Origin of the sequence: Gilvimarinus algae (assembly GCF_030518215.1) — a bacterium.
GTDB classification, from domain to species: domain Bacteria; phylum Pseudomonadota; class Gammaproteobacteria; order Pseudomonadales; family Cellvibrionaceae; genus Gilvimarinus; species Gilvimarinus algae.
This window is the reverse complement of the sequence record NZ_JAULRT010000052.1, coordinates 49,558-72,420: the sequence shown is the minus strand read 5'-3', so window position 1 is coordinate 72,420 and position 22,863 is coordinate 49,558. Positions and strand designations below refer to the sequence as shown.

General features: G+C 57.2%; 24 protein-coding genes. 18 read left to right on the top strand and 6 right to left on the bottom strand.

Annotated elements, in window-relative coordinates; translation table 11 throughout:
• Position 1: 1 nt before the first annotated feature.
• The 3 genes from QWI16_RS07760 to QWI16_RS07750 are packed head-to-tail and all read right to left on the bottom strand — an operon-like array spanning position 2 to position 4,254.
• Entirely contained in the window at positions 2-1,345 is a 1,344-nt protein-coding gene (locus tag QWI16_RS07760; RefSeq protein ID WP_302712226.1) for a replication-associated recombination protein A, read from the bottom strand.
• Position 1,346: 1 nt separating this feature from the next.
• On the bottom strand, positions 1,347-1,958 hold the full coding sequence (lolA, locus tag QWI16_RS07755; RefSeq protein ID WP_302712225.1) for an outer membrane lipoprotein periplasmic chaperone LolA: 612 nt from the start codon (positions 1,956-1,958) through the stop codon (positions 1,347-1,349).
• A 10-nt stretch (positions 1,959-1,968) separates the two neighbouring features.
• Entirely contained in the window at positions 1,969-4,254 is a 2,286-nt protein-coding gene (locus QWI16_RS07750; protein WP_302713157.1) for a DNA translocase FtsK, read from the bottom strand.
• Positions 4,255-4,549: 295 nt separating this feature from the next.
• Between QWI16_RS07750 and trxB the strand changes: the two genes are divergently transcribed.
• From trxB to QWI16_RS07725, 5 genes are all read left to right on the top strand, one after another.
• A complete protein-coding gene (gene trxB, locus QWI16_RS07745; RefSeq protein ID WP_302712224.1) occupies positions 4,550-5,485 on the top strand; it encodes a thioredoxin-disulfide reductase in 936 nt (311 codons plus the stop codon).
• 109 nt (positions 5,486-5,594) lie between these two features.
• Positions 5,595-6,329 carry a leucyl/phenylalanyl-tRNA--protein transferase gene (aat, locus tag QWI16_RS07740; RefSeq protein ID WP_302712223.1) on the top strand — a complete coding sequence of 245 codons (735 nt, stop codon included), beginning with the start codon at positions 5,595-5,597 and terminating at the stop codon, positions 6,327-6,329.
• Between the two features lie 42 nt (positions 6,330-6,371).
• Entirely contained in the window at positions 6,372-7,079 is a 708-nt protein-coding gene (locus QWI16_RS07735) for an arginyltransferase (protein ID WP_302712222.1), read from the top strand.
• Positions 7,080-7,227: 148 nt separating this feature from the next.
• Positions 7,228-7,446: a translation initiation factor IF-1 gene (gene infA, locus QWI16_RS07730; RefSeq protein ID WP_049722125.1), complete on the top strand. Its 219-nt coding sequence runs from the start codon at positions 7,228-7,230 to the stop codon at positions 7,444-7,446.
• Positions 7,447-7,602: 156 nt separating this feature from the next.
• Positions 7,603-8,001, top strand: a complete 399-nt coding sequence (locus QWI16_RS07725; RefSeq protein WP_302712221.1) for a globin — start codon at positions 7,603-7,605, stop codon at positions 7,999-8,001.
• Between the two features lie 58 nt (positions 8,002-8,059).
• On the opposite strand, the gene clpA is transcribed toward QWI16_RS07725, so the two are convergent.
• Together clpA and clpS are read right to left on the bottom strand one after the other, a co-directional pair.
• A complete protein-coding gene (clpA, locus tag QWI16_RS07720) occupies positions 8,060-10,345 on the bottom strand; it encodes an ATP-dependent Clp protease ATP-binding subunit ClpA (RefSeq protein WP_302712220.1) in 2,286 nt (761 codons plus the stop codon).
• A 58-nt stretch (positions 10,346-10,403) separates the two neighbouring features.
• Positions 10,404-10,796, bottom strand: a complete 393-nt coding sequence (clpS, locus tag QWI16_RS07715; RefSeq protein ID WP_302713155.1) for an ATP-dependent Clp protease adapter ClpS — start codon at positions 10,794-10,796, stop codon at positions 10,404-10,406.
• A gap of 311 nt (positions 10,797-11,107) precedes the next feature.
• Between clpS and cspD the strand changes: the two genes are divergently transcribed.
• The 13 genes from cspD (at position 11,108) to QWI16_RS07650 (ending at position 22,155) form a co-directional block, all read left to right on the top strand.
• Entirely contained in the window at positions 11,108-11,332 is a 225-nt protein-coding gene (cspD, locus tag QWI16_RS07710; protein ID WP_302712219.1) for a cold shock domain-containing protein CspD, read from the top strand.
• 81 nt (positions 11,333-11,413) lie between these two features.
• Positions 11,414-12,007, top strand: coding sequence for a pseudouridine synthase (locus QWI16_RS07705; protein WP_302712218.1), 594 nt, complete (start codon positions 11,414-11,416; stop codon positions 12,005-12,007).
• Complete coding sequence (locus QWI16_RS07700) at positions 12,004-12,450, top strand: NUDIX hydrolase (protein ID WP_302712216.1); 447 nt, start codon at positions 12,004-12,006, stop codon at positions 12,448-12,450. The genes QWI16_RS07705 and QWI16_RS07700 overlap by 4 nt, the downstream gene beginning before the upstream one ends.
• Before the next feature lie 44 nt (positions 12,451-12,494).
• On the top strand, positions 12,495-13,586 hold the full coding sequence (mnmA, locus tag QWI16_RS07695) for a tRNA 2-thiouridine(34) synthase MnmA (protein WP_302712215.1): 1,092 nt from the start codon (positions 12,495-12,497) through the stop codon (positions 13,584-13,586).
• Between the two features lie 20 nt (positions 13,587-13,606).
• Complete coding sequence (hflD, locus tag QWI16_RS07690) at positions 13,607-14,239, top strand: high frequency lysogenization protein HflD (RefSeq protein WP_302712214.1); 633 nt, start codon at positions 13,607-13,609, stop codon at positions 14,237-14,239.
• A gap of 131 nt (positions 14,240-14,370) precedes the next feature.
• Positions 14,371-15,738 carry an adenylosuccinate lyase gene (gene purB, locus QWI16_RS07685; protein ID WP_302712213.1) on the top strand — a complete coding sequence of 456 codons (1,368 nt, stop codon included), beginning with the start codon at positions 14,371-14,373 and terminating at the stop codon, positions 15,736-15,738.
• Between the two features lie 5 nt (positions 15,739-15,743).
• Positions 15,744-16,919: a JmjC domain-containing protein gene (locus QWI16_RS07680; protein WP_302712212.1), complete on the top strand. Its 1,176-nt coding sequence runs from the start codon at positions 15,744-15,746 to the stop codon at positions 16,917-16,919.
• A gap of 55 nt (positions 16,920-16,974) precedes the next feature.
• The gene (locus tag QWI16_RS07675; protein ID WP_302712211.1) at positions 16,975-18,378 is read left to right on the top strand and encodes a winged helix-turn-helix domain-containing protein; all 1,404 of its coding nucleotides are present in this window, start codon (positions 16,975-16,977) and stop codon (positions 18,376-18,378) included.
• Positions 18,379-18,489: 111 nt separating this feature from the next.
• Positions 18,490-19,731 carry an outer membrane protein assembly factor BamB family protein gene (locus QWI16_RS07670; protein WP_302712209.1) on the top strand — a complete coding sequence of 414 codons (1,242 nt, stop codon included), beginning with the start codon at positions 18,490-18,492 and terminating at the stop codon, positions 19,729-19,731.
• Between the two features lie 61 nt (positions 19,732-19,792).
• The gene (locus tag QWI16_RS07665) at positions 19,793-20,281 is read left to right on the top strand and encodes a GNAT family N-acetyltransferase (protein ID WP_302712208.1); all 489 of its coding nucleotides are present in this window, start codon (positions 19,793-19,795) and stop codon (positions 20,279-20,281) included.
• Between the two features lie 10 nt (positions 20,282-20,291).
• Positions 20,292-20,792, top strand: a complete 501-nt coding sequence (locus tag QWI16_RS07660; protein WP_302712207.1) for a DUF7931 domain-containing protein — start codon at positions 20,292-20,294, stop codon at positions 20,790-20,792.
• A gap of 58 nt (positions 20,793-20,850) precedes the next feature.
• A complete protein-coding gene (locus QWI16_RS07655) occupies positions 20,851-21,546 on the top strand; it encodes a hypothetical protein (protein WP_302712206.1) in 696 nt (231 codons plus the stop codon).
• Positions 21,547-21,747: 201 nt separating this feature from the next.
• Entirely contained in the window at positions 21,748-22,155 is a 408-nt protein-coding gene (locus QWI16_RS07650) for an HU family DNA-binding protein (RefSeq protein ID WP_302712205.1), read from the top strand.
• Positions 22,156-22,251: 96 nt separating this feature from the next.
• Here QWI16_RS07650 and QWI16_RS07645 read toward each other — a convergent pair whose 3' ends face one another.
• Entirely contained in the window at positions 22,252-22,728 is a 477-nt protein-coding gene (locus QWI16_RS07645; RefSeq protein WP_302712204.1) for an HIT domain-containing protein, read from the bottom strand.
• Positions 22,729-22,863: the final 135 nt, after the last annotated feature.

Genomic DNA, 22,863 nt, shown 5'->3' with positions numbered 1-22,863 from the left:
GTCAGTCCTTCTGGTAGCGTTTGAACTCACTCGCCGCATCCAGCGAGCGCAGGTGCCTGAGCTTGTCAGCGATCTTCTGCTCCAGACCGCGATCGACGGGCTGATAATAGCGGCGCTCGGCAATCGCCTGCGGCAAATAGTTTTCTCCCGCGGCATAGGCGCCAGGTTCATCGTGCGCATACCGGTATTGCGCGCCATATTCCATGGATTTCATCAGGCTGGTGGGCGCGTTTCGAAGATGCATAGGCACCTCGTAGCCTGGGTCGGCACGCACATCGCTCATGGCTTGATTAAATGCATTATACACGGCGTTGCTTTTCGCAGCGCAGGCCAGATAGGTAATCGCCTGCGCAATGGCCAACTCGCCCTCAGGGCTGCCAAGACGCTCTTGAGTATCCCAGGCAGCGAGCGCCAGCGGTAAGCCCCGGGGATCGGCGTTACCGATATCTTCGCTGGCCATACGAACCACCCGGCGGGCGATATAGAGGGGGTCGCAACCGCCGTCGAGCATACGCGCCAGCCAGTAGAGCGCGCCATCGGGCGAGGAGCCACGCACAGCCTTGTGCATGGCCGAAATCTGCTCGTAAAAGAGGTCGCCGCCCTTATCGAAACGGCGGACATCCCCGCCCAGCACCTCGGCCAGCACGGTCTCGGTTATGGTCTTGACGCCATCGCGCTCGGGGGCCAGGTCGGCAGCGATTTCCAGCAAGTTAAGGGACTTGCGGGCATCGCCGTCGGCGGCATTAGTCAGCAGCGTCAGACTGTCCTCTTCCAGGCGTATCCGCTGCTGCCCGAGCCCCCGCTCGGAATCGGTCAGCGCCTGCTGAACAACCGCAATCACCTGAGCCTGCTCCAGTGGCCGAAGCACGTAGACACGGCAGCGCGACAAGAGCGCGTTATTGAGCTCAAAGGACGGGTTTTCGGTGGTCGCGCCGATAAACACAAAGGTGCCGTCTTCCACGTAGGGCAAAAACGCATCCTGCTGGGACTTGTTGAAACGGTGCACCTCATCGACAAACAAAATCGTTTGCCGCCCGCGCATCTGCCGCTCCTGTTGCGCCACCTGGACGGCGGCGCGAATGTCTTTGACCCCGGACAATACCGCCGAGAGGGTCTCGAAACGAGCGTCGGCGCGCTCGGCAAACAGCCGCGCCAGGGAGGTCTTGCCAACCCCTGGCGGCCCCCAGAGAATCATAGAGTGGAGCTGTCCTTTATCCACCGCCTCACGCAAGGGTTTGCCGGGCCCGAGAATATGGGTTTGACCGATGTAATCATCCAGTGTGCGCGGGCGCATACGCGCCGCCAGAGGCTGGTGAACGGGCTCTGCGGAAAACAGGTCCTTCATATCAGTCGATCAGCACATCCACGCCCTCGGGAGCGTTAAAGTGAAACAGGCTCTCATCCACTGGCAGATTCACGCGGGTATCGGTCAGGGAAAAGACCGTGCGCTGCCCCAGACCATCCTCAACCGACACTTCACTGATGCCAGTATCCGAAAAGGTCATGGTGAGAGAGACAAACAAGGGCTCGCTCTCGGTCGGCGTCAGGGTGTAAACCTGCTCTTTCACCTTGCTGACATCGTAGGCCGTCGTCAATGCCTTCGGGTCGCGGCTCAACAGAAGGGCCGGTGTTTTTTCAAGCTGCTCATCGAGCTGACGCACCGTCACTTGCATTAAATCGGGATCGTAAAGCCAAATGGTTTGGCCGTTGGAAATCAACTGCTGAGGGAATGGCTCCAGCGTCTCCCAATAAAAGCGCCCGGGCTTTTGCATCACAAAGCGACCACTACTGCGCTCCATTTCCCTGCCGGCATCGTCCAATAACACTTGCGTAAATGTCCCCTGCAGGCTCACCAGGTTCGCCAGTCGGCTGGTCAATTCCTCCCCGGCACTTTGCGCCAGGCTCGCCGGCAGCCAGCAAAACATCACAAGGCTTGCCAGGATTTTTCTGAATGTCATACACACTCCATCAGGACTTGGGCACCAGAACTTCCCGGTTGCCGTTATGGCCAGCGGAGGAAACCACACCCGCCGCCTCCATGGTTTCAATCAGACGCGCCGCCCGGTTATAGCCAATGCGCAGTTTGCGCTGCACGGCGGAAATAGAGGCTTTGCGAGAGTCGATCACAAAGGCCACAGCTTCGTCGTAGAGCGAATCACTTTCATCGCTGCTGTCGCCCTCGCCTCCCGGCAAGCCGGGCACAGGAATACTGTTGGTGCTGTCATCGACCACGCCTTCCAGATAATCGGGTTCACCGCGCTTTTTCCAATCCGCGACAACTTTATGCACCTCGTGATCGTCCACAAAGGCGCCGTGTACACGCTCGGGCACGCTGGTTCCGGGGGGCAGGTAGAGCATGTCGCCGTGGCCCAGCAGTTGCTCGGCACCGCCCTGGTCGAGGATGGTGCGCGAGTCAATTTTGGAGGACACCTGAAACGCCATACGCGTTGGCACATTGGCTTTGATCAACCCCGTGATCACATCCACCGATGGCCGCTGCGTAGCCAAAATCAGATGAATGCCCGCTGCCCTCGCCTTTTGAGCAATGCGAGCAATCAATTGTTCCACTTTTTTACCGACAATCATCATCATGTCGGCGAATTCATCGATTACCACGACAATCGCCGGCAGGGTTTCCAGGTTGGGCGGCGTCGCCTCCTCGCTACCGGGCTCGTAATGCTCATCGGGCTTAAACAGCGGATCGGTCAGCGGTGTGCCTTGTTTTTCCGCTTCTTCCACCTTGCGGTTAAAACCCGCCAGGTTACGCACGCCCATGGCGGCCATCAGCTTGTAGCGTCGCTCCATTTCCCCCACGCACCAGCGCAGGCCATTGGCTGCATCGTTCATGTCGGTGATCACCGGGGTAAGCAGGTGCGGAATCCCCTCATAGACCGACAGCTCCAGCATCTTCGGATCCACCAGTATCAGACGAACATCCTTAGGCGCCGATTTGTACAGCAGCGACAGCAGCATGACGTTCACCCCCACCGATTTACCCGAGCCGGTGGTGCCGGCCACCAGCAGGTGCGGCATGCGCGCCAGATCGGCGATGACCGGCTCACCGGCGATATTGTGCCCGAGGGCCATGGTCAATCTGGACTTAGCGCTCTCGTAGGGCTCGGAGGCGAGCACCTCACTCAGGCGCACCATCTCGCGGTGCTCGTTGGGTATTTCAATACCCATGACCGATTTACCGGGAATCACCTCAACCACACGCACGCTGATCACCGCCAGAGAGCGGGCCAAGTCCTTTGCCAAGTTGGTAATGCGGCTCGCCTTCACCCCGGGCGCCGGTTTGATTTCAAAACGCGTCACCACGGGCCCCGGCTGTACCGAGGTCACCTCGATCTCAATGCCAAAATCTTTCAGCTTGAGCTCCAACAGCTTGGACATGGCCTCCAGCGACTCTTTGGAAAACGCCTTGTCGCTGTGTTTGTCCGGCGGGTCCAGCAAGCTGATCGCGGGAAGAGCGCCTATAGGGGTATCGTCTTTGTCAAACAGCGACGGCTGACGTTCCTGCTGTACGCGCTTGCTCGCCACCGGCTTTTTAACCGGCTCAGTGATGGTCGGTGGCACCCGCTTCGCCTCGACTTTTTTACGGGTCTCTATGGCCACCTGGCGCTCGCGCTGCTGCTTGTCGCTCTCACGCTTTTGCGCCCGCGAGGCGCGCCAGCGGATGAAACCCTCTCCGGAACGCCGCCAAAGCGTCAGCACCGCGAGGCCAATCCGATCCATCAGTCCGAGCCAAGACAAGTCGGTAAAGATGGTCAACCCAAAGAAAAAGATGGCCAACAGAAGCAAGGTTCCACCGGTATGGCTGAAAGCGCTGGCAACGGCCTCGGCCACCGACAAGCCCAGGTAGCCCCCGTCAGAAAATGGCAGGGAAGACTCGCGCCCACCAATGTGCAGCACGGCCAGGCCGGTCCCGGCCACCATCACTAAAACCAACCCTATGGTGCGCAGCCCCAGCAACAGAGCATCAAACTCCGGTGGGTGTGAACGGTCGCGGAAAATAAGCCAGGCACGATAGCCAAGCATCAACGGGAAGAGAAAGGCCAAGTAGCCGAACAGGGAGAAAAACACATCCGCCAGCCAGGCCCCTGCCGGGCCGCCGGCGTTCTGTACACGGGTGTTCTCCCCCGTGCGCGACCACCCCGGGTCGCCGGCATCGTAACTGATGAGGGTCAATAAAATCAGGCCGCAGGCCGCCACCAAGCCAATCAGGGCGCCCTCGCGCAGGATACGAATCATCATCGTGCTCTCGACCACTTTGGCGCCGGGCGATGGCTTTATTTCTTTTTTACTCAAACGGTTTCAGCTCCATTAACTCTGGCGTCGTTTTATGCTCAAGGGCTCTGCCGACCGGCTATTGTAATTCATCGGGCGGGCGAATCGCAGCGACTTACCCACAAACAAGCTATATCATCCACCAGCCTGATAAAAATTACCAATCCCGTGCATTGAAGACTACAATTTTGCCCGCACTGGTTGATTCCCTTATGATTGACGCCAATTCAGACCTACCTCATCCCAACAAGGACCACAGACAATGAGTGAAGCAAAGCATCACCGTTTGATCATTTTGGGCTCCGGCCCGGCCGGCTATACCGCTGCCATCTACGCAGCCCGCGCCAACCTCAAACCCGTTGTGATCACCGGCATGCAGCAAGGCGGTCAATTGACCACCACCACTGAAGTGGAAAACTGGCCAGGTGGCGTACCGGATCTGCAGGGGCCGGATCTGATGGTGCAAATGCAGCAACACGCCGAACGTTTTGACACTCAGGTGGTGTTCGACCACATTAACGAGGCCGACCTGTCCAAGCGCCCCTTCACCCTGAAGGGCACAGAGACTTATACCTGCGACGCCTTGATCATTGCCACCGGTGCCTCGGCACAGTATCTGGGGCTGGCCTCGGAAGAAGCCTTCATGGGCCGCGGCGTGAGCGCCTGCGCCACCTGTGACGGCTTTTTCTACCGCGACCAGAAAGTGGCCGTGGTCGGGGGCGGCAATACCGCGGTGGAAGAGGCACTGTATTTATCCAACATTGCCAGCGAAGTGACTCTGATCCATCGACGTGACTCCCTCCGCTCGGAGAAGATTCTGCAGGATAAGCTGTTTGCCAAAGAGAACATCAAAATCCTGTGGAACCACACGCTGGACGAAGTGCTGGGCGATAACAGTGGCGTGACTGGCCTGAGACTCAACGATCTGGAAGCCGGCACTCAGACAGAGATCGATGTTGCCGGTGTGTTTATCGCCATCGGTCACAAGCCCAATACCGACATTTTTGCCGGTCAGCTGGACATGCAGGACGGCTACATCAAAATCAAGAGCGGCCTGGAAGGCAAGGCAACTGCAACCAGCGTCGAGGGCGTTTACGCCGCAGGGGATGTGTCAGACCACGTCTATCGCCAAGCCATCACGTCCGCCGGTTTCGGCTGTATGGCGGCCCTGGACGCCGAGAAATTTCTGGACGACTGATCGCGCACTCGCGCTCACCCCGTTCAGCGCAAGGCAATGGGGTACAATAGTCAACGGCGGCCGCGAGCCGCCGTTTTTATTGGCACTTACCACTGGCTTGGGAGCGTCCATGATCCAACTGCCCTGGCTGGGCCCCGACCGATCGGTGTTCCCGCCCATCGACACCGCGCTCGACGAACCTGACGGCCTGCTCGCCGGTGGCGGCGATCTGCACCCCGAGCGGCTGATCAACGCCTACTGCCGCGGCATTTTCCCCTGGTACGAGTGCGACCAACCCATTCTCTGGTGGAGCCCGGACCCGCGCACGGTCATTGCTCCCAACGAGATTCATATTTCCCGCTCTCTGGCAAAATTTATGGCCAAGCGCCCGTATAGACTGAGCTGTGATCAGGCCTTTAACCGGGTAATAGACGCCTGCGCCGCACCGCGGCGTGTCGACGGCGGCACCTGGATCACCTCTGAGATGCGCACCGCCTACTGCGACCTCCACCGCCTCGGAGTCGCACACTCGGTGGAAGTCTGGGAGGGCACCGAGCTGGTCGGCGGGCTCTATGGCCTGGCGCTCGGACAGGTCTTTTTCGGCGAATCCATGTTCTCGAGAAAAGACAACGCCTCGAAAATCGCTTTCGCCGCTCTGGGCCAGAATCTCGAGCGATGGGGCTTCAAGCTGATTGACTGTCAGGTGGCCAGCGGCCATTTGTTCCGTATGGGCGCAAGGGAAATGCCACGCGAAGCGTTTCGCCAACACCTGGAGTGCCTTGCCCGTGCCGACGGCCGCTCTGCGTGGCCTGCGCGGGCGCAGTTGCAGTACCCTCGACCCTATGGGGCAGACAAAGCCATATAAATCCACTAGAGTAGTAAGCAGTAGCAACCGGCGGAGGTCTGTATGAGCGACTTATCCAGTTTAAAACTCTTTGCCACCGCCCCCCATCCCTGCAGCTATCTGGCAGGTGAAGAAGCCACCACGGTATTCATCGACCCGGCGGCGCGCATCGACCAGGCGCTTTACAGCGAGCTGTCCCAGCTGGGCTTTAGGCGCAGCGGCGGCCACCTTTATCGCCCGCACTGCGCCAGTTGTCAGGCCTGCATTTCCTGTCGAATACCCGTCCAACTATTTCGCCCCAGCCGCAGTCAAAAGCGCTGCATCAAACGCAACAGCGATCTGGATATCGCACTGGTGGACAACATCTTCACCGACGAACACTACCAGCTCTACGCCGACTATATCCATGCGCGTCACAGCGACGGGGACATGTACCCACCCACGCGGGAGCAATTCGAGACCTTTCTCAGTCCCGAATGGGGTGCCACCCGCTACATCGAGTATCGCCTAAAAGGTCAACTGGTGGGTGTTGCGGTGTGCGACCAGCTCAACGATGGCCTGTCAGCGGTCTATACCTTCTTCGACGACAGCCAGAGCAAGCGCAGCCTCGGAGCCTACGCCATATTGGCGCAGATAGAAAAAGCCCATGCGCTGGGCCTGAAGTATGTGTACCTGGGTTATTGGATTCGCCACTGTCGCAAGATGGCTTATAAAACCCAGTACCGCCCGCTGGAGATGCTGGTCAATAAGCGCTGGGTTCGCCTCAATTAACCGTAAATTCCTTCCCAAACGTACCTGAGCGCTGATTTTTTAACCATTTATCGGCCTCGCCCTTGGCTAATCGGCACTTTTCAGGCACAATTGCCGCCTTTTCGCACACCAACAGCACGAATGTAAGCCAAGTTGAGGACTCTGCCGAATGGCGAAAGAAGACAATATCGAATTTGAAGGTGAAGTAATAGATACACTGCCGAACACCACCTTCCGCGTAAAGCTGGAAAACGGCCATGTGGTGACAGCACACATTTCCGGGAAAATGCGCAAAAACTACATCCGCATTCTCACCGGCGACAAGGTAAAAGTGGAGATGACCCCCTACGACCTGAGTAAAGGTCGCATTACCTATCGCGCCCGTTAATCTGCTATTCGCGCTCAGCGCGCCCGCAAAAGCCCCGGCCTTGCCGGGGCTTTTGCGTTTAGCGCCGCTTGATTTTCAGGCGCTCATCGACAATTGATCCACATCAAACTGCGCTCGGTCGGCTCGGGCTAGTATTCGCACTTTTTGGAACGAGAGATGCGACCGGGTGACCCAGATATTGTGTTTCAAAGCTATGGACGCTGCTGCAACCGTGACACATTCTTCGTGGATTTCTACGATTGCTTTATGGCCAAATCAGAAGCCATTCGCCAGGTGTTCAAAAAAACCGACATGAGCAATCAGCGACACCTGCTTCGCAACGGCATCATGCAACTGGTACTTCACGCCCGCGGCCTGCCCGACACCAAGCTCAAGGCTCTGGGAGAAAGTCATTCGCGTCGCGGTTACAACATTCAGCCCCACCATTACAGCGACTGGCTCGACGCCCTGCTGCAGACGCTGGAAAAACACGACCCCTACTTTTGCCCGGACACGCGCGCCGCATGGATTAGGGCCATCACCCCTGGCATAGAGAAAATCAAAAACGCCTACTAAACGGCAAAAAAATCCCGGCACATGGCCGGGATTTGATACATCAAACAGCAGCTCAGCTTTAGGCGTGCGCCATTTCCTTGCTTTCAAACTCAAGCGCCAGGGCGTCCTCGTCGTCAGCCACATCCACGGCGACCACGCCGCCGCTCGATAGCTCACCAAACAGCACGGCCTCGGCCAGTGGTTTTTTCACTTTTTCCTGGATCAGACGGGCCATGGGGCGAGCGCCCATTTTCTCGTCATAACCGTGCAGCGCCAACCATTTGCGCGCCGCTTCAGTCACTTCCAGCGTCACTTTTTTCTCGTCAAGCTGCGTCTGCAGTTCGGTCAGGAACTTGTCCACGACGGTCTCAACCACCGACAAGGGCAGCGAACCGAATTGCACGGTGGCGTCCAGGCGGTTGCGGAACTCCGGTGTGAACATTTTCTTGATCGCTTCCATGCCGTCGGTGGAGTGGTCTTGTTTGGTGAAACCAATTGAAGCCCGGCTCACCTCCTCCGCCCCGGCATTGGTGGTCATAATCAAAATCACATTACGAAAATCGGCTTTGCGGCCATTATTGTCAGTCAAAGTGCCGTGGTCCATGACCTGCAACAACAGGTTAAAGACATCCGGATGCGCTTTCTCTATTTCGTCGAGCAGCACTACACTGTGCGGGCTTTTGGTCACCGCATCGGTAAGCAACCCACCCTGATCGAAGCCAACGTAACCGGGTGGTGCGCCGATCAAACGCGATACCGTATGCCGCTCCATGTACTCCGACATGTCAAAGCGAATCAACTCAACACCCAGGCACTTGGCCAGCTGGCGGCTGACCTCAGTTTTACCTACGCCTGTGGGCCCGGCAAACAGGAATGAACCAATCGGCTTATCGCCCGAACGCAGGCCAGCCCGAGCCAGTTTGATCGCGGTTGACAGGGTATCGATCGCCTCATCCTGACCGAAGACGGTCATTTTCAGGTTGTCATCGAGCTTGCGCAGCTGTTCAAGATCGTTGGAGGACACACTTTTCGGTGGAATTCTCGCAATCTTGGCAACCACAGCTTCAACATCACCGACGCCCACGGTTTTCTTGCGTTTGCTCGGCGGCTGCAGCTGCTGGTAAGCACCGGCCTCGTCGATAACGTCAATGGCTTTGTCCGGCAAAAAGCGGTCATTAATATAGCGCTCTGACAATTCTGCCGCCGCCTTGAGGGCCGGGTCGGTATAGCGCAAGCCATGGTGATCTTCAAAGTGCTTTTTCAGCCCCCTGAGGATCTGATAGGTTTCATCGACACTCGGCTCCACCACGTCCACCTTCTGGAAGCGACGCGAGAGCGCGCGATCTTTTTCAAAAATACCGCGATACTCCTGGTAGGTCGTCGACCCCATGCAGCGCAGCTGCCCGGAGCTCAACAGCGGTTTGAGCAGATTAGAGGCATCCATGACCCCGCCGGAGGCGGCCCCGGCACCAATAATGGTGTGGATTTCATCGATAAACAAAATCGAGTGCTGCTGCTTTTTCAACTCGTGCAACAGACCTTTAAACCGTTTTTCAAAATCACCGCGGTATTTGGTGCCCGCCAGGAGCGCGCCCATATCCAGCGAATAAACCACGCTGGAAGCGAGAGCCTCCGGCACATCACCATCGACAATACGCTTCGCCAACCCCTCGGCAATAGCGGTTTTGCCCACACCGGACTCACCCACGAGTAGAGGGTTGTTCTTGCGCCGGCGCGACAGAATTTGCGAAACACGCTCCAGCTCAAAATCCCGGCCGATCAAGGGGTCGATACGGCCTGCGGCGGCCAGCTCATTCAAGTTTGTCGCGTAGTTTTCCAGCGGACTCTGTGAGGTTTGCTCGACGCCCAGAGACTCCTCATCGTGCTGATCCTGCGCCGAGTCTTCAGATGAGCCGTGCTCATGACCAGCCACTTTCTGAATACCGTGGGTGATGTAATTCACCACATCGATACGCGCGATACTCTGCTGCTTCAGGTAGTAAACCGCCTGGCTTTCCTGCTCGCTAAAAATCGCCACCAAGACATTGGCGCCGGTCACTTCTTGTTTGCCGGATGACTGCACATGAAACACAGCACGCTGCAGCACCCGCTGAAAACCGAGTGTCGGTTGGGTTTCACGCTCCTCATCGTTTTCCGGCAGAAGCGGCGTGGTCGAGTCGACAAACTCGATCAACTCGCGCCGCAAAACCACCAGATCCGCACCGCAAGCACGCAGCACCATGGCCGCCGATTCATTGTCAATCAGCGCCAATAGCAGGTGCTCGACGGTCATGAACTCATGCCGTTTGCTGCGAGCGCCCTTGAATGCCATATTCAGGGTGACTTCAAGATCTTTACTTAACATCAACGGTACCTCTCTAGGGAGCCAAACTCACCAGCCAATACACTGACGGTGTTACCACTCAATCGCTGTCCTCGTCCCCTTCCACCGCTTCGATTTCGCACAACAGTGGATGCTCATTATCCTTCGCAAACTGGTTGACCTGAGCCGCCTTGGTTTCGGCGACATCCCGGGTGTAAATGCCGCAGACGGCCTTACCCTGGGTGTGAACAGTCAGCATCACATGAGTTGCCTGTTCACGATTCATGCCAAAAAACGCTTCCAGTATATGCACCACAAACTCCATGGGCGTGTAGTCATCGTTGTACATAACCACTTTATATCTGGACGGTCGCTTAAGCTGTGGCGGCGCTTCCTGAACCGCTACACCCTCATCAAACCCGCCGTCCTCATCGTCTGACTTATGACAACGGGCTTGCTGTAATGTTAGTCGATAGTTTTCAAACTTTCCCATACTCATAACAAGATTCTGACACTTTAAATAGTCGCCGTTACTCGGGCCATTGTACCTCATAAGCCCGACCCGGCAGGACACCACCCTCCCCCGCGCATGCCAGAGGCCGCGGCGGAAACTTGACAAGGCACCGGTGGTCAGATAAAAAGATCCTTGCTGGTCAAAATTTCGCCATGACCAGCGTGCCAGCACCCTCGAGGTGCTCGACTTACCGGCAGCGCCTTCCAGAAGGCCAGCACCGGACTCTAATAATAACGACTGCGCGTAACCTGACCGTTGCCGCGCCTGTAATAAAAAGAAGGAATGACAATATGCCTACAGGTACCGTCAAATGGTTCAACAATGCCAAAGGCTATGGTTTCATCCTCCCGGACGAAGGCACTGAAGACCTTTTTGCCCACTACTCCGCCATTGACATGGACGGCTACAAAACCCTCAAAGCGGGCCAGACAGTCACCTTTGAAGTCTCCAAGGGCGACAAGGGCTTCCATGCCGTCAATATAGCCCTGCCGGAGCCTCTCAAAACCACTCAGTAGCACTCCCTGCCTTGAAAGGTTCGCAAATACCGGCCGGTGCGCTACACTGGCTGCCCTGTTTTGCACGCTCTTAATCAATGTATGGCCAATCTGGTACTTTTCAACAAGCCTTTCGGTGTGCTGTGCCAGTTTACTGACACCGAGGGCCGGCCAACCCTTGCCGATCACCTGCCGCAAAACGGCGTTTACGCTGCCGGTCGCCTGGACATGGACTCCGAGGGCTTATTGCTACTCACTGACGATGGCGCCTTACAGCAGCGTATTACACATCCGCGCAATAAACTACCCAAAACCTATTGGGTGCAAGTCGAAGGCGAGCCCTCCACCAGCGCGCTGGCAAGCCTGCGAGAGGGGGTTTTGCTCAACGACGGCCCCACTCGGCCAGCAAAGGTAGACGCTCTTGCCGAGCCCGAGCTTTGGAACCGTTCGAGCCCAGTGCGCGAGCGCAAACACCTGCCAACCCGTTGGCTTGCTATCACCTTGACCGAAGGCCGTAACCGGCAGGTCAGGCGTATGACCGCCGCTGTCGGGCACCCCACGTTACGCCTGGTAAGAGTCAGCATCGGCGATTGGCACCTGGGCGATCTCGCGCCGGGCCAGTGGCGCGAAGAGACGATCCATTTACCGGCGCCGGCAAAACCGGCCGGCCGCTCCCGGCGGAGAACACGCTTTTGAGCTTCAACCCCCACGTCACCGTCGCCTGTCTTGTTGAAAAAGACGGACGCTTTTTGCTGGTGCGCGAGATGATCGACGGCTGCGAGCAGCTGAACCAACCCGCAGGCCACCTGGAAGCGAATGAAACCCTGGAAGAGGCGGCGAAACGCGAAACCCTTGAGGAAACGGGCTGGCGGATTGAGCTGACCGGTGTGGTCGGCATTGATCTTTACACGGCGCCGGCAAACGGTATCACCTATGTACGGACCACGTTTATTGCCAACGCTGTGACACATCTACCGGAGCTTCCCCTTGATCAGGGCATTATTGGCCCCATATGGCTTGATAGGGACGAAATAGCCTCTCGCCGAGAGCTACTTCGCAGCCCCATGGTGCTGCAAATCGTCGATGATTATCTTGCCGGCCGGCGCTTTCCTCTGGAGGTCGCCGGGCGCCGGGGGTAAAATGCCGCCCCTGCAACCTCCGCAATCACAACCGTTGTAACCCTATGGCACACCCACAAACCGTAATCGTCGGCATGTCTGGCGGCGTCGACTCATCTGTCTCCGCACTGCTGCTGCAACAGCAGGGTTATCGCGTGGCCGGCCTGTTTATGAAGAACTGGGAAGAGGACGACGGCACCGAATACTGCACGGCAAAAGAAGACCTGGCCGATGCGCAGAAAGTCTGTGACAAGCTCGGCATTACCCTGCATACCGCCAATTTCGCTGCCGAGTACTGGGACAATGTGTTTGAGCATTTTCTCGCCGAGTATAAAGCCGGCCGCACCCCCAATCCGGATATACTCTGTAACCGCGAGATCAAGTTCAAGGTCTTTCTCGAGTATGCTCAGGTGCTCGGCGCCGACCTGATCGCGACAGGCCACTACGTGCGCCGCGCCGATCGCGATGACCACACTTATTTACTGCGGGGCAAGGACAACAACAAAGATCAAAGTTACTTCCTCCACGCGGTATCCGAGTCCGAGTTCCACCAAACGCTCTTTCCTATCGGCGACATGGAAAAACCCGAAGTTCGCCGTATCGCCGAGCAGCACGGACTGGCCACCCACAGCAAGAAAGACAGCACCGGCATCTGCTTTATCGGCGAGCGCCGTTTTAAAGACTTTTTGCAGCAATATCTACCGGCCCAACCCGGCGCCATTGAGGACGAATCGGGCCGGGTCATAGGCACCCACAGCGGCCTGATGTATCACACCATTGGCCAGCGGCAGGGGCTGGGTATTGGCGGTGTTCAGGGCGCTGGCGACGAGCCCTGGTTTGTCGTGGGGAAGGATCTCGAGCGCAACGTCCTGCGCGTTGCCCAGGGCACAGAAAATCCTCTACTGTACACCAACTTTTTGCAGGCGGGCCAAGCGCACTGGATCAACGGTGCCATGCCGGACAATCCACTGCGCTGCACCGCCAAGACCCGCTACCGACAGAGTGATCAAGCCTGCTTGGTGACACAGGTGGATGACCGGCTTCATGTGTTGTTCGATCAACCTCAAAGAGCCGTGACGCCCGGACAGTCCGTCGTTTTCTACCAGGGTGAGACCTGCCTGGGTGGCGGCGTCATCGAAACCAGCGAAAACCGCTAACCAACACTGGACACACTCTTTTGGCTCGAGCAAAAAACTGGCAAGACGTCACCCTCGCAGCGGCTGGTATTCTTCAGGCCTCCGCCCTGGTGGACCAGCTGGCCCGCACCGGATTTATCCCGAGCGACGCCTACCGCTGCAGCATCAACAGTCTGTTTGCGATGGACCCGCCGGACACTCTGAGTGTCTATGGCGAGCTAGCCTCGCTGCGTCTCGGTCTCGAAACCCTGCGGGACCTGCTGATGTCCAGTCGACAGCTACAGAACAATACCGTTCGCTACGCCGCGGGGATTCTGCACCTGCAGGGGCGGCTCGCCAAACGCCGCGACATGCTCGGGGTGATCGCCAGCCGGCTGAAACAGGCGAGCCACCAGGCGGAGCATTTCGGCGCCACCCACGAGAACGTCATTGCCAACCTCGCCGATATCTACAGCGCCACCCTCAGCCAGTTTCGCTTCCGTATCCAGGTGGCCGGCGACCCCGCCTACCTGCAACAACAGCGTGTGGCCAACCAAGTGCGGGCACTGCTGCTGGGTGCGATACGCTCAGCCACACTCTGGCGCCAGGTGGGCGGTTCCCGCCTGCAGATTTTGCTGCACCGGAAAAAACTGCTTGCTGAAACCGAGCGTCTTTTGCGCCAGATCCCCCTGTGAACCACGGCGCGCGAACATAGCGCCAAGAGCGGGTAAAAGCCTGAAAAGGGTGCATTTTTGGGGTATCATAGCGCCCCTGTCCAGCGGCCCCCGCGGCCCGATTTCACAACCTGTAAACCACGAGACCGCCCATGGAATTATCTGCTCTTAGCGCCGTATCCCCCGTCGACGGACGATACGGCAGCAAAACCACCGCCCTGCGCCCTATTTTTAGCGAATTTGGCCTCATCCACTGCCGCGTGGAAGTGGAGGTGCGCTGGCTACAGCAGCTTAGTCAGATGACGGGAGTGGCAGAAGTTCCCGCGTTCAGCGAGGCAACGCATCGGCAGTTGGACCAGATTATCGAGCGCTTTAGCGAAGCTGACGCCCAGGCTATTAAAGACATCGAGCGCACCACCAACCACGACGTCAAAGCCGTGGAATATTTTTTGAAAAAGCAGTTTGCCGGCAACAGCGAGCTGGAAGCGGTGCTTGAATTTGTGCACTTTGCCTGCACCAGTGAAGACATCAACAACCTGTCCCACGCCCTCATGCTCAAGCGCGGCCGTGCAGTCTTGCTGGAAGAGTCCCGCCAGATTGCCGAGGCCATCGCCCGCCTGGCCCATGACCATGCTGATGCTCCCATGCTCTCGCGCACGCACGGCCAAACCGCCAGCCCCACCACCGTCGGCAAGGAGATGGCCAATGTGGTCGCTCGCCTGCGGCGCCAAATCTTGCAGATAGAGAGTGTTGAGCTGCTGGGCAAAATCAACGGTGCCGTGGGTAACTACAACGCCCACCTGTCGGCCTACCCAGATATTGATTGGCAAGCTAATGCCGAAGCCTTTGTCACCAGCGTGGGGCTGACCTGGAACCCCTATACCACACAAATCGAGCCGCACGACTATATTGCCGAGCTGTTCGATGCCATTGCCCGCTTCAACACCATCTTAATCGACTTTGATCGGGACATCTGGGGCTACATCTCCCTCGGTTATTTCAAACAAAAAACCATCGCCGGTGAGGTGGGTTCCTCCACCATGCCACACAAGGTCAATCCCATTGACTTTGAAAACTCCGAGGGCAACCTGGGCATCGCCAACGCCGTGTTTACTCACCTCGCACAGAAGCTTCCGATCTCCCGCTGGCAACGTGACCTGACTGACTCCACCGTGCTGCGGAACATGGGCGTAGGCTTTGGCTACAGTCTGATCGCCTACGCCTCCACTTTGAAGGGTATCGGCAAGTTGGAAATCAACCGCGAGCGTCTGGCGCAGGATCTCGACAACGCCTGGGAGGTGTTGGCCGAACCCATTCAGACGATTATGCGCCGCTACGCTGTGGCAGAGCCCTATGAAAAACTCAAGGCGCTCACCCGCGGCCAAGCCATCACCCGTGACGTTCTGGCGGAGTTTGTCGAAACGCTCGACATTCCCGAGCACGCCAAGCAAACCATTCGTGAACTGACCCCGGGCTCCTATGTGGGCAATGCGGAGTCTCAGGCGCGGGCGATTCGCTGATATTGATGAGCGAGACGATACTAGCCCGCCTCGGCGACCTGCCTGTTGAGACATTTCTGCGCGATTACTGGCAGCGCAAGTCGGGCTTTTTCCCGGCCGCGCTGCCGGGTTTCGTCTCGCCCCTCGCACCTGAAGACCTCGCCGGGCTCGCCCTGGAAGAAGACATTGAATCGCGGCTGGTAGTGCACTCACCCAGTGCCCCCTGGCAGCTCGAACACGGCCCTTTTACCGAACAGCGGTTTTCGCGTCTGCCCGAGCGCGACTGGACGCTGCTGGTGCAGGCCGTCGATCACTGGGTACCGGAAATTCATCAGTTGCTGCAACGCTTTCGCTTTATTCCCAGCTGGCGGCTGGATGATGTAATGGCGAGCTACGCACCTGCCGGTGGCAGCGTGGGACCGCACTTTGATTATTACGACGTATTCCTTGTGCAGGGCGCGGGGTGCCGCCGCTGGCAGATTGGCCAGCACTGCGACAGTACGAGCCCCACCCTCGACGGGACAGCCCTGAAGATCCTGAGCCAGTTTGAAGAAAAGCAAAGCTACCTTGCAAAGCCTGGCGACATACTTTATATCCCGCCGGGCGTCGCCCACTGGGGTAGCGCTATGGACGACGAGTGCATCACATACTCCATCGGCTTTCGCGCGCCGAGCCACGCCGATATTCTGTCGGACCTTAGCCAGGACCTCGCCTCCAGGCTAACCAACGACCATCGCTACCGGGACACACTGCTCGACCCTTCCCTGCCGGCCGGGCAAATTCCCGACAGCACCATTGCCAATTTGAAAAACATTATTCTGCACCAGCTGGACGACGAATCCATCGGCGAGTGGTTTGGCTGCTATATGACAAGCCCCAAATACTCTGGCACGGAACAACCCAACGACACGCTCGATGCACTACAGCAGCATAGACTGCAAGAGACGAACCCCCTTATCGAGGCCAATAGGGCCTCGCGCTTTAGCTATCGCCGCGGCGCCACACGAACCCGGCTCTATGTCGACGGCCAGGGCCACGACTGCTCCGAGGCGCTAGCCATTTGCCTCTGCCAGCACAATCTATGGCCATGGCAGACGCTGCTCGATACCGCGAACGATACCGCAGACACTGAGTTACTGTACCAACTGTTGAGTGAACAGGCGCTGGTAGAGGCAGACGACTTACTGCTTGACGATCAATAGCAGGCGGACAACTCGGACGATGCGTCAGCAACCACCACCAATGCCGGATCCGTCAATGCCCAATGCCGAAGACTTTACGCTGGGTCAGTGGCTGGTCTGTCCAACCCGAAACACCCTGACAAATGCGAACACCACCCGTCAGTTACAACACACACCCATGCAGCTGCTGGTGTATCTCGCACAGCGGCCGGGACAGTCCATCAGCAAAGCCGAACTGCTCGACAAGCTCTGGGCCAACAAAGTTGTCACTGAGGAGGTTCTCACCGTCGCCATCAGCCACCTGCGCAAGGCGCTAGATGATAACGCTAGATCACCACGCTACATCAAGACTCTGCCCGGCAAAGGCTACTGCCTGATCCAGTCGCCCGCGCGCTCGGCAAAGCCCGCAAGACGCCACTGGCGAGCCGGTGCGCTCGCGGCAATGCTAATAGCCTGCCTGCTGGGCGCGGCTCTGTTACTGGCACTCAAACCAAAGCCTCCCGAGGCTATGGCGCCATCACCCGCAGCGGTGGACTACTATCGCCAGGCCCACTATTTACTGGCGAGGGGCGAGAGCTCTGACCTCGCTCGGGCGGAGGAGCGCTTTCGCCGGGCACTCGACCTCCAGCCGGAGTACGCCGAAGCACTATGGGGCCTTGCGCGCGTGCAACTAGCCCAGGCCAGACAGACACCAGATGACGAAACGCTTACCGATAGCGCCAGGGCCCTGCTGGAAAAAGCCCGGCAGTTGCGCGCCGATTTCGCGCCAGTACATCGGCAATTGGGCTGGCTGTACTTTATTGAATACTGGGAATACCAGAGCGCGCAAGCCTCTTTTGAGCACGCCATTGAGTTGAATGCAACGGATCCAGAAACCCATTTGCTCTTCTCACAATTCCAGCTGGCTATGGGTGAGTACAGCGCCAGCCTCGCCTCTGTGGAGCGCTATATTGAACTCGCTCCGCAAGGCTACTCACAGCCAGTGACTGCGTGGATTTACTATATGGCCGATCAGGCTCCCCGCGCCCTGCGTGAGCTTGAGAAAATAGCCTCCGTTAACACCACAGCGGACGCCGATTTTCACCTCTCTGCAGTAAAAGTATATGACCATCTCGGTCGCGACAAGGACGCGTTCGCGCACATCAATGCCCTGCTCGACAGCTCTGCGCTCACACACGAACATGGACAGCTGGCTCGCGCTCAGTTTGCCCTCGGCGGGCTGGACGCACTTTACCGATGGCTGCTGAACAATCAAATAGAAGCGAATGTCGGCCACTACACACCACCGCTTTCCTATGCCCGCTATGCGCTGAAAACCGGTGACTATGACACCGCCATCGCCTGGTTGGATCGTGCCCTTGTTGCCCGCCAACCCGAACTGATGTGGCTGGCGGCAGACCCTCTCTATCAACCGCTCCACGCGCACCCGAAATTTCAGGCCCTGCTTAAGTCTCTCAAGCTGAACCGTGTAACCGACTGAATCATCAAGGGTTAATAACTTTTAAGGACTATTAATCCAACGTTTCAGGACATAAACGACCTCGCAACGGAGTATTGATCGCCAATCCTTCACTTACTGCGGAGCAGTGTTATGCGACTGTCCTGTTTGATTTCTCTACTGTCCTGTCTGGTTTCTTTGCTGTTTAGTACCCCCGAGTGTCAAGCCAAAGTGCTTTGGGAAATAAGTGGTGAAGCACCGATGACAGCCTCACCACTTATCACCGACACAGGTATTTATCTGGTCAACCACCGGCAACTGATTGCGCTTTCCCATAAGGGGCAAGAGCTATGGCGTGTCAGCCTGCCTGCAACAGGCCACAGCCAGGCCGTGCGCGCTGGCGACAAACTTCTTGTCCACAGTGATGACGGCCTGAGGGCGCTAAACCTGCAAGGACAAATCCTTTGGCACCATGCCAGCGAGGATGGCCCCTATCTTGTCTGGGGCGATTCTCGGGGCTGGGGCATGGGCGACTTTCCCGACCCATGGGCGTTTTACCGCTCCGCACCGACGGTGTCCGACCAACGGGTTTTCTACTCGACACTGAACGGCACCTATGGGGTTAATCTGGAGTCGGGAATCGAGCTCTGGCGCCAGACGACGGGCGCCACTCACACCAAAGCCGCCGTCTCCGGTGAAACACTGATAGTGGGCAGCTGGGACAACACGCTCTACGGGCTGAATCAGACAACCGGAGAGATTAACTGGCGATTTACCAACCCGCCCATGCAGGGCGAATATGCCAACTGGACCGGCTGGCGGGGTTTCAACCTGGACCCTGTCGCTCGCGACAACGCTGTTTATGTGGGCGGGCGAGGCACGTACTTTTTCAAAATAAACAGCCAGACAGGCGCGCCGATCTGGAGCACAAAACACGCAAGCAGTTGGATAGGGTCGGCGGCACTGGTTGAAGGCAATCACGTCTACTATGGGCTGTCCGATGGCCTCGCCTTAATTGGCCAGGACACAGACAGCGGGAATATTGAGCGCCTGATAAAAGCTGACTATCCGATTTTTGCTCAACCGCTCAGCGATGGACAATACCTGTATTTCGCTACTCTGGCCGGCAGCGTCTTTCGCCATAGCAACGCCGATGGCAGCACCGTTAAACTCTATCAGACCGATGCCGGCCGCCGGAACCTGCACACTTACACGACGACATCGGGCAAACCACAGTATCCTGCCCTGGATACCACTGTGCCCGCTCACCAAGCGGCCACCCAACAGGTACAAACCTTGCTGCGCGAACTAGACAGTATTCTCAGCCTCGCGGCGCACGGCGGCCAACTTTATCTCGGCACGGCCAATGGCCGGCTGATTGCGCTCAAGCTGTGACAGAGACAGACAAAAACGCTAAGCTCCCGTGATACCTTTCTAACACTATCCGGGTAGCATCATGACGCGCACCAGTGACGGCCAGTTTCGCTGTTATACAAAGGATTGGAAATCGGCAAAAGCGGATCTGTGCGCTATACGTGAAACGGTCTTTATTCGCGAGCAAGGCGTCCAGGTCAGTGAGGAATGGGACGGACTAGACTCCTCGGCCAGACACTTTCTAATTGAGCCCGCCGACAAAGCAACGCCGCTGGTAGTAGGCTGCGCCCGCATCCTCGAGGAACCCTGGCAGGGCTCGATGGCTCTGCATATTGGCAGAGTGGCCGTGTTGCGGCCCTGGCGTAAACTCGGTGTGGGAACCGCACTGATGACGACGATGCTAGACTGGTGCTCGCGGAAAGAGCATGTTCACAAACTCGTTTTTTTACACGCCCAGCTGGGAGTTATTACCTTTTACGAAAAGCTGGGCTTTGCCGCCACAGGCCCTGTGTTTATGGATGCAGGCATAGAGCATCGCACCATGGTATTGCGGGAAAACGTCCAGAATTAGGATACAGAGTATGAGCCGACCTTCTGCAACCAGCGACCAACTCATTTTACTCGACTCGCCAGATGACTTTGTCACACATACGCTGTCGGTGGTGAGATCGGCCAAACGCAAGATTGCCCTGCTCAGCGATTGTCTTGACCCCTACCTCTACAACCGCGAAGAACTGACTCAGGCGCTATCGGCGTTTGCGCGTCGCTCGAAAAGCAGCGAGCTAAGGATATTGGTGCGCCACACAGACGAGCTCATCGAAAAGGGGCATTTACTCGCGCGCTTACATCAGAGGCTGTCGAGCAAGGTACAGCTGCGCAAAATCGCCGTAGAACCCAGCAATACGCACATGGCATTTCTCTGCGCCGACACCGACCACGTGGTGTATAAAAACGATGACCGGGTATATCAGGGGTTTGCCAACTATGCAGCAGCCAGCGAAGTTAGATCACTTACCGAAGAGTTTAACCGTGTCTGGGAATTTGCTCAGGAAGATCCGGGCCTGCGCACGCTCCATCTATAGGCGCGCAGCCGATAGAGCATGCCCTAAGCGCCTAGTGCACTATTGCAACCTAACGGGGTTGGGGCTGCTTCTATTTACAGCAGCGGTATTCGCTGACAGCGACGTTCTTCGAAGCCATATAATTACCCTCGAGCATCGCTCGCCGGAGGCTATTGCCAGCGTCATAAAGCCCCTGTTACCCGACTCGGCGGCGCTCAGCACGGATCACAACAGAATCATCCTACTTACCACCAAAGAGAGCTTGCAGCAGATTCAAACGCTAATTCACACTCTGGATCAGCCCGTACCATCGTTCGAGCTATGGGTTCAATACACACACCCGCCCAATACGTTCGACGGCACGATAAAGCGCTATCAGGCCGGGTCATCTGCGCCAGAGGTTTTTAAGGTTACCGCCTCCAGCGGTATGCCGGTGCGTATTGGCCAGCGCGAGCACATCACTCAATGGCAATTTGGCCCCTGGGGCAGCTTTCAACAGACCGAGCACACGAGCAGGCAACAACGGTTGGTAGCGCAAGTGGTGGGCGCCTCAGAGCAGCAAGTTGACGTGCGGCTGTTTATTGATCAGCAAGGCAGCAGTGGGGCCCATAGCCTGCAAACTCACCTCAGCATACCCCTGGATCAATGGGTGGAGCTGTCGGCAGGCAGCTCTGAGGACAGCGAGTCTCGCAAGACATATCGGTTGCCGGTTAAAAATCATTCGACCGCTGTCTACCTCAAGGTAATGCGCTTAAATCAGGACATTTCTCTCTGAGCCGATAAAAAATAGGGTTTTTCTGCAGTTTGACGCACTTTTTCCTTGCTGCGTTGATTTTTATCCTTTATATATAGGGCCATTCGCCAAGGGCCCATGGTCAAGCCATGTAACTGGACTCGTGCGGATAGGTGATAGACAAGCGGGCAAGAGCACCTGTCAATCCTCACCTTTTCAACCACCCACTTAAAGGAAAGCGATATGGCCGCCAAAAAAGCAGCAGCAAAAAAAGCACCCGCCAAAAAAGCCGCAGCCAAAACCCCCGCTGCCAAAGCAGCACCGGCTAAAAAAGTGACCGCTGTTCGTGAGCGCTACAACAAAACCCAAATTCTGAACCAGATCGCCGAGAGCACCGAGCTGAGCAAAAAGCAGGTACAAGCCGTACTGGACGAACTGACGGATGTGATCGAAGCACACATCAAAAAACGCGCCTGTGGCGAGTTCGTGTTGCCGGGCCTGATGAAAATTCAGACAGTCAAAAAGCCCGCGACCAAAGCCCGCAAAGGCATCAACCCGTTCACCGGTGAAGAGACTGTGTTCAAGGCCAAGCCTGCCAGTATCAATGTAAAAATCCGCCCACTGAAAAAACTCAAAGAAATGGCGCAGTAACACTCGCCCTGACAGAGTTTGCAAACGAAAAAGCCCCGCATCGCGGGGCTTTTTCATGCCTGGTCAGACTCAGCTGCTCGGCAAGACCAATTCGGCCTAGCAGTCAATTTTAGGCCTGGGAGCGGCTGAGGATACAAGCTCGCTGGCATCGTTCAAGGGGGTAAAGTCCTCCCCTGCCAGGGCGTTCATCAGCTTTTCGACCCGGCTTTTTAGCGGTTCTGGTTCGTAGGCACGTGCGGGCACCGCCCCCCAAATCGGCGCAGGCCAGGCCGGGTCATCCTTATAGCGCGCGATATGGTGCAAGTGCAGTTGCGGCACTACATTACCCAGAGTCGCAATGTTCATCTTGTCCGCATCAAACACACTGTCCATGACCTCGGCCAGACGGCTGGATTCGCCTATCAACTGCTGCTGGTCCTCCTCCGACAAATGATAGAGTTCATAGGTGTTCTCCCGCTCAGGCACCAAGATACACCACGGGTAATTGGCGTCCCGCGAGAGCAGCAACAGTGACAGGGGAAAGCGTCCTATCACGTAACTGTCTTCGCGCAGCCGTTGATCCAGTGAAAACATAACTGCCTCCTTTAGGCCTTGCGTGACCCCGCACGGCGACACTGGTGCGGAGTTATTGAACGATATGCCAGATCTGTACCCGGGCCCTCAAGCTGCGTAGAATAGCCAGTCCAGACTGGTATAGTCATCCTCATT

Coding starts and splice junctions, on each gene's coding strand:
- QWI16_RS07650 (WP_302712205.1), top strand. CDS start 21,748: ATGGCCGCCAAAAAAGCAGCAGCAAAAAAAGCACCCGCCAAAAAAGCC.
- clpA (WP_302712220.1), bottom strand. CDS start 10,345: ATGTTAAGTAAAGATCTTGAAGTCACCCTGAATATGGCATTCAAGGGC.
- trxB (WP_302712224.1), top strand. CDS start 4,550: ATGAGTGAAGCAAAGCATCACCGTTTGATCATTTTGGGCTCCGGCCCG.
- lolA (WP_302712225.1), bottom strand. CDS start 1,958: ATGACATTCAGAAAAATCCTGGCAAGCCTTGTGATGTTTTGCTGGCTG.
- QWI16_RS07705 (WP_302712218.1), top strand. CDS start 11,414: ATGGCCAATCTGGTACTTTTCAACAAGCCTTTCGGTGTGCTGTGCCAG.
- QWI16_RS07665 (WP_302712208.1), top strand. CDS start 19,793: ATGACGCGCACCAGTGACGGCCAGTTTCGCTGTTATACAAAGGATTGG.
- infA (WP_049722125.1), top strand. CDS start 7,228: ATGGCGAAAGAAGACAATATCGAATTTGAAGGTGAAGTAATAGATACA.
- purB (WP_302712213.1), top strand. CDS start 14,371: ATGGAATTATCTGCTCTTAGCGCCGTATCCCCCGTCGACGGACGATAC.
- aat (WP_302712223.1), top strand. CDS start 5,595: ATGATCCAACTGCCCTGGCTGGGCCCCGACCGATCGGTGTTCCCGCCC.
- QWI16_RS07645 (WP_302712204.1), bottom strand. CDS start 22,728: ATGTTTTCACTGGATCAACGGCTGCGCGAAGACAGTTACGTGATAGGA.
- QWI16_RS07725 (WP_302712221.1), top strand. CDS start 7,603: ATGCGACCGGGTGACCCAGATATTGTGTTTCAAAGCTATGGACGCTGC.
- cspD (WP_302712219.1), top strand. CDS start 11,108: ATGCCTACAGGTACCGTCAAATGGTTCAACAATGCCAAAGGCTATGGT.
- QWI16_RS07760 (WP_302712226.1), bottom strand. CDS start 1,345: ATGAAGGACCTGTTTTCCGCAGAGCCCGTTCACCAGCCTCTGGCGGCG.
- QWI16_RS07675 (WP_302712211.1), top strand. CDS start 16,975: ATGCCCAATGCCGAAGACTTTACGCTGGGTCAGTGGCTGGTCTGTCCA.
- QWI16_RS07735 (WP_302712222.1), top strand. CDS start 6,372: ATGAGCGACTTATCCAGTTTAAAACTCTTTGCCACCGCCCCCCATCCC.
- mnmA (WP_302712215.1), top strand. CDS start 12,495: ATGGCACACCCACAAACCGTAATCGTCGGCATGTCTGGCGGCGTCGAC.
- QWI16_RS07660 (WP_302712207.1), top strand. CDS start 20,292: ATGAGCCGACCTTCTGCAACCAGCGACCAACTCATTTTACTCGACTCG.
- QWI16_RS07670 (WP_302712209.1), top strand. CDS start 18,490: ATGCGACTGTCCTGTTTGATTTCTCTACTGTCCTGTCTGGTTTCTTTG.
- QWI16_RS07680 (WP_302712212.1), top strand. CDS start 15,744: ATGAGCGAGACGATACTAGCCCGCCTCGGCGACCTGCCTGTTGAGACA.
- clpS (WP_302713155.1), bottom strand. CDS start 10,796: ATGGGAAAGTTTGAAAACTATCGACTAACATTACAGCAAGCCCGTTGT.
- QWI16_RS07750 (WP_302713157.1), bottom strand. CDS start 4,254: ATGATGATTCGTATCCTGCGCGAGGGCGCCCTGATTGGCTTGGTGGCG.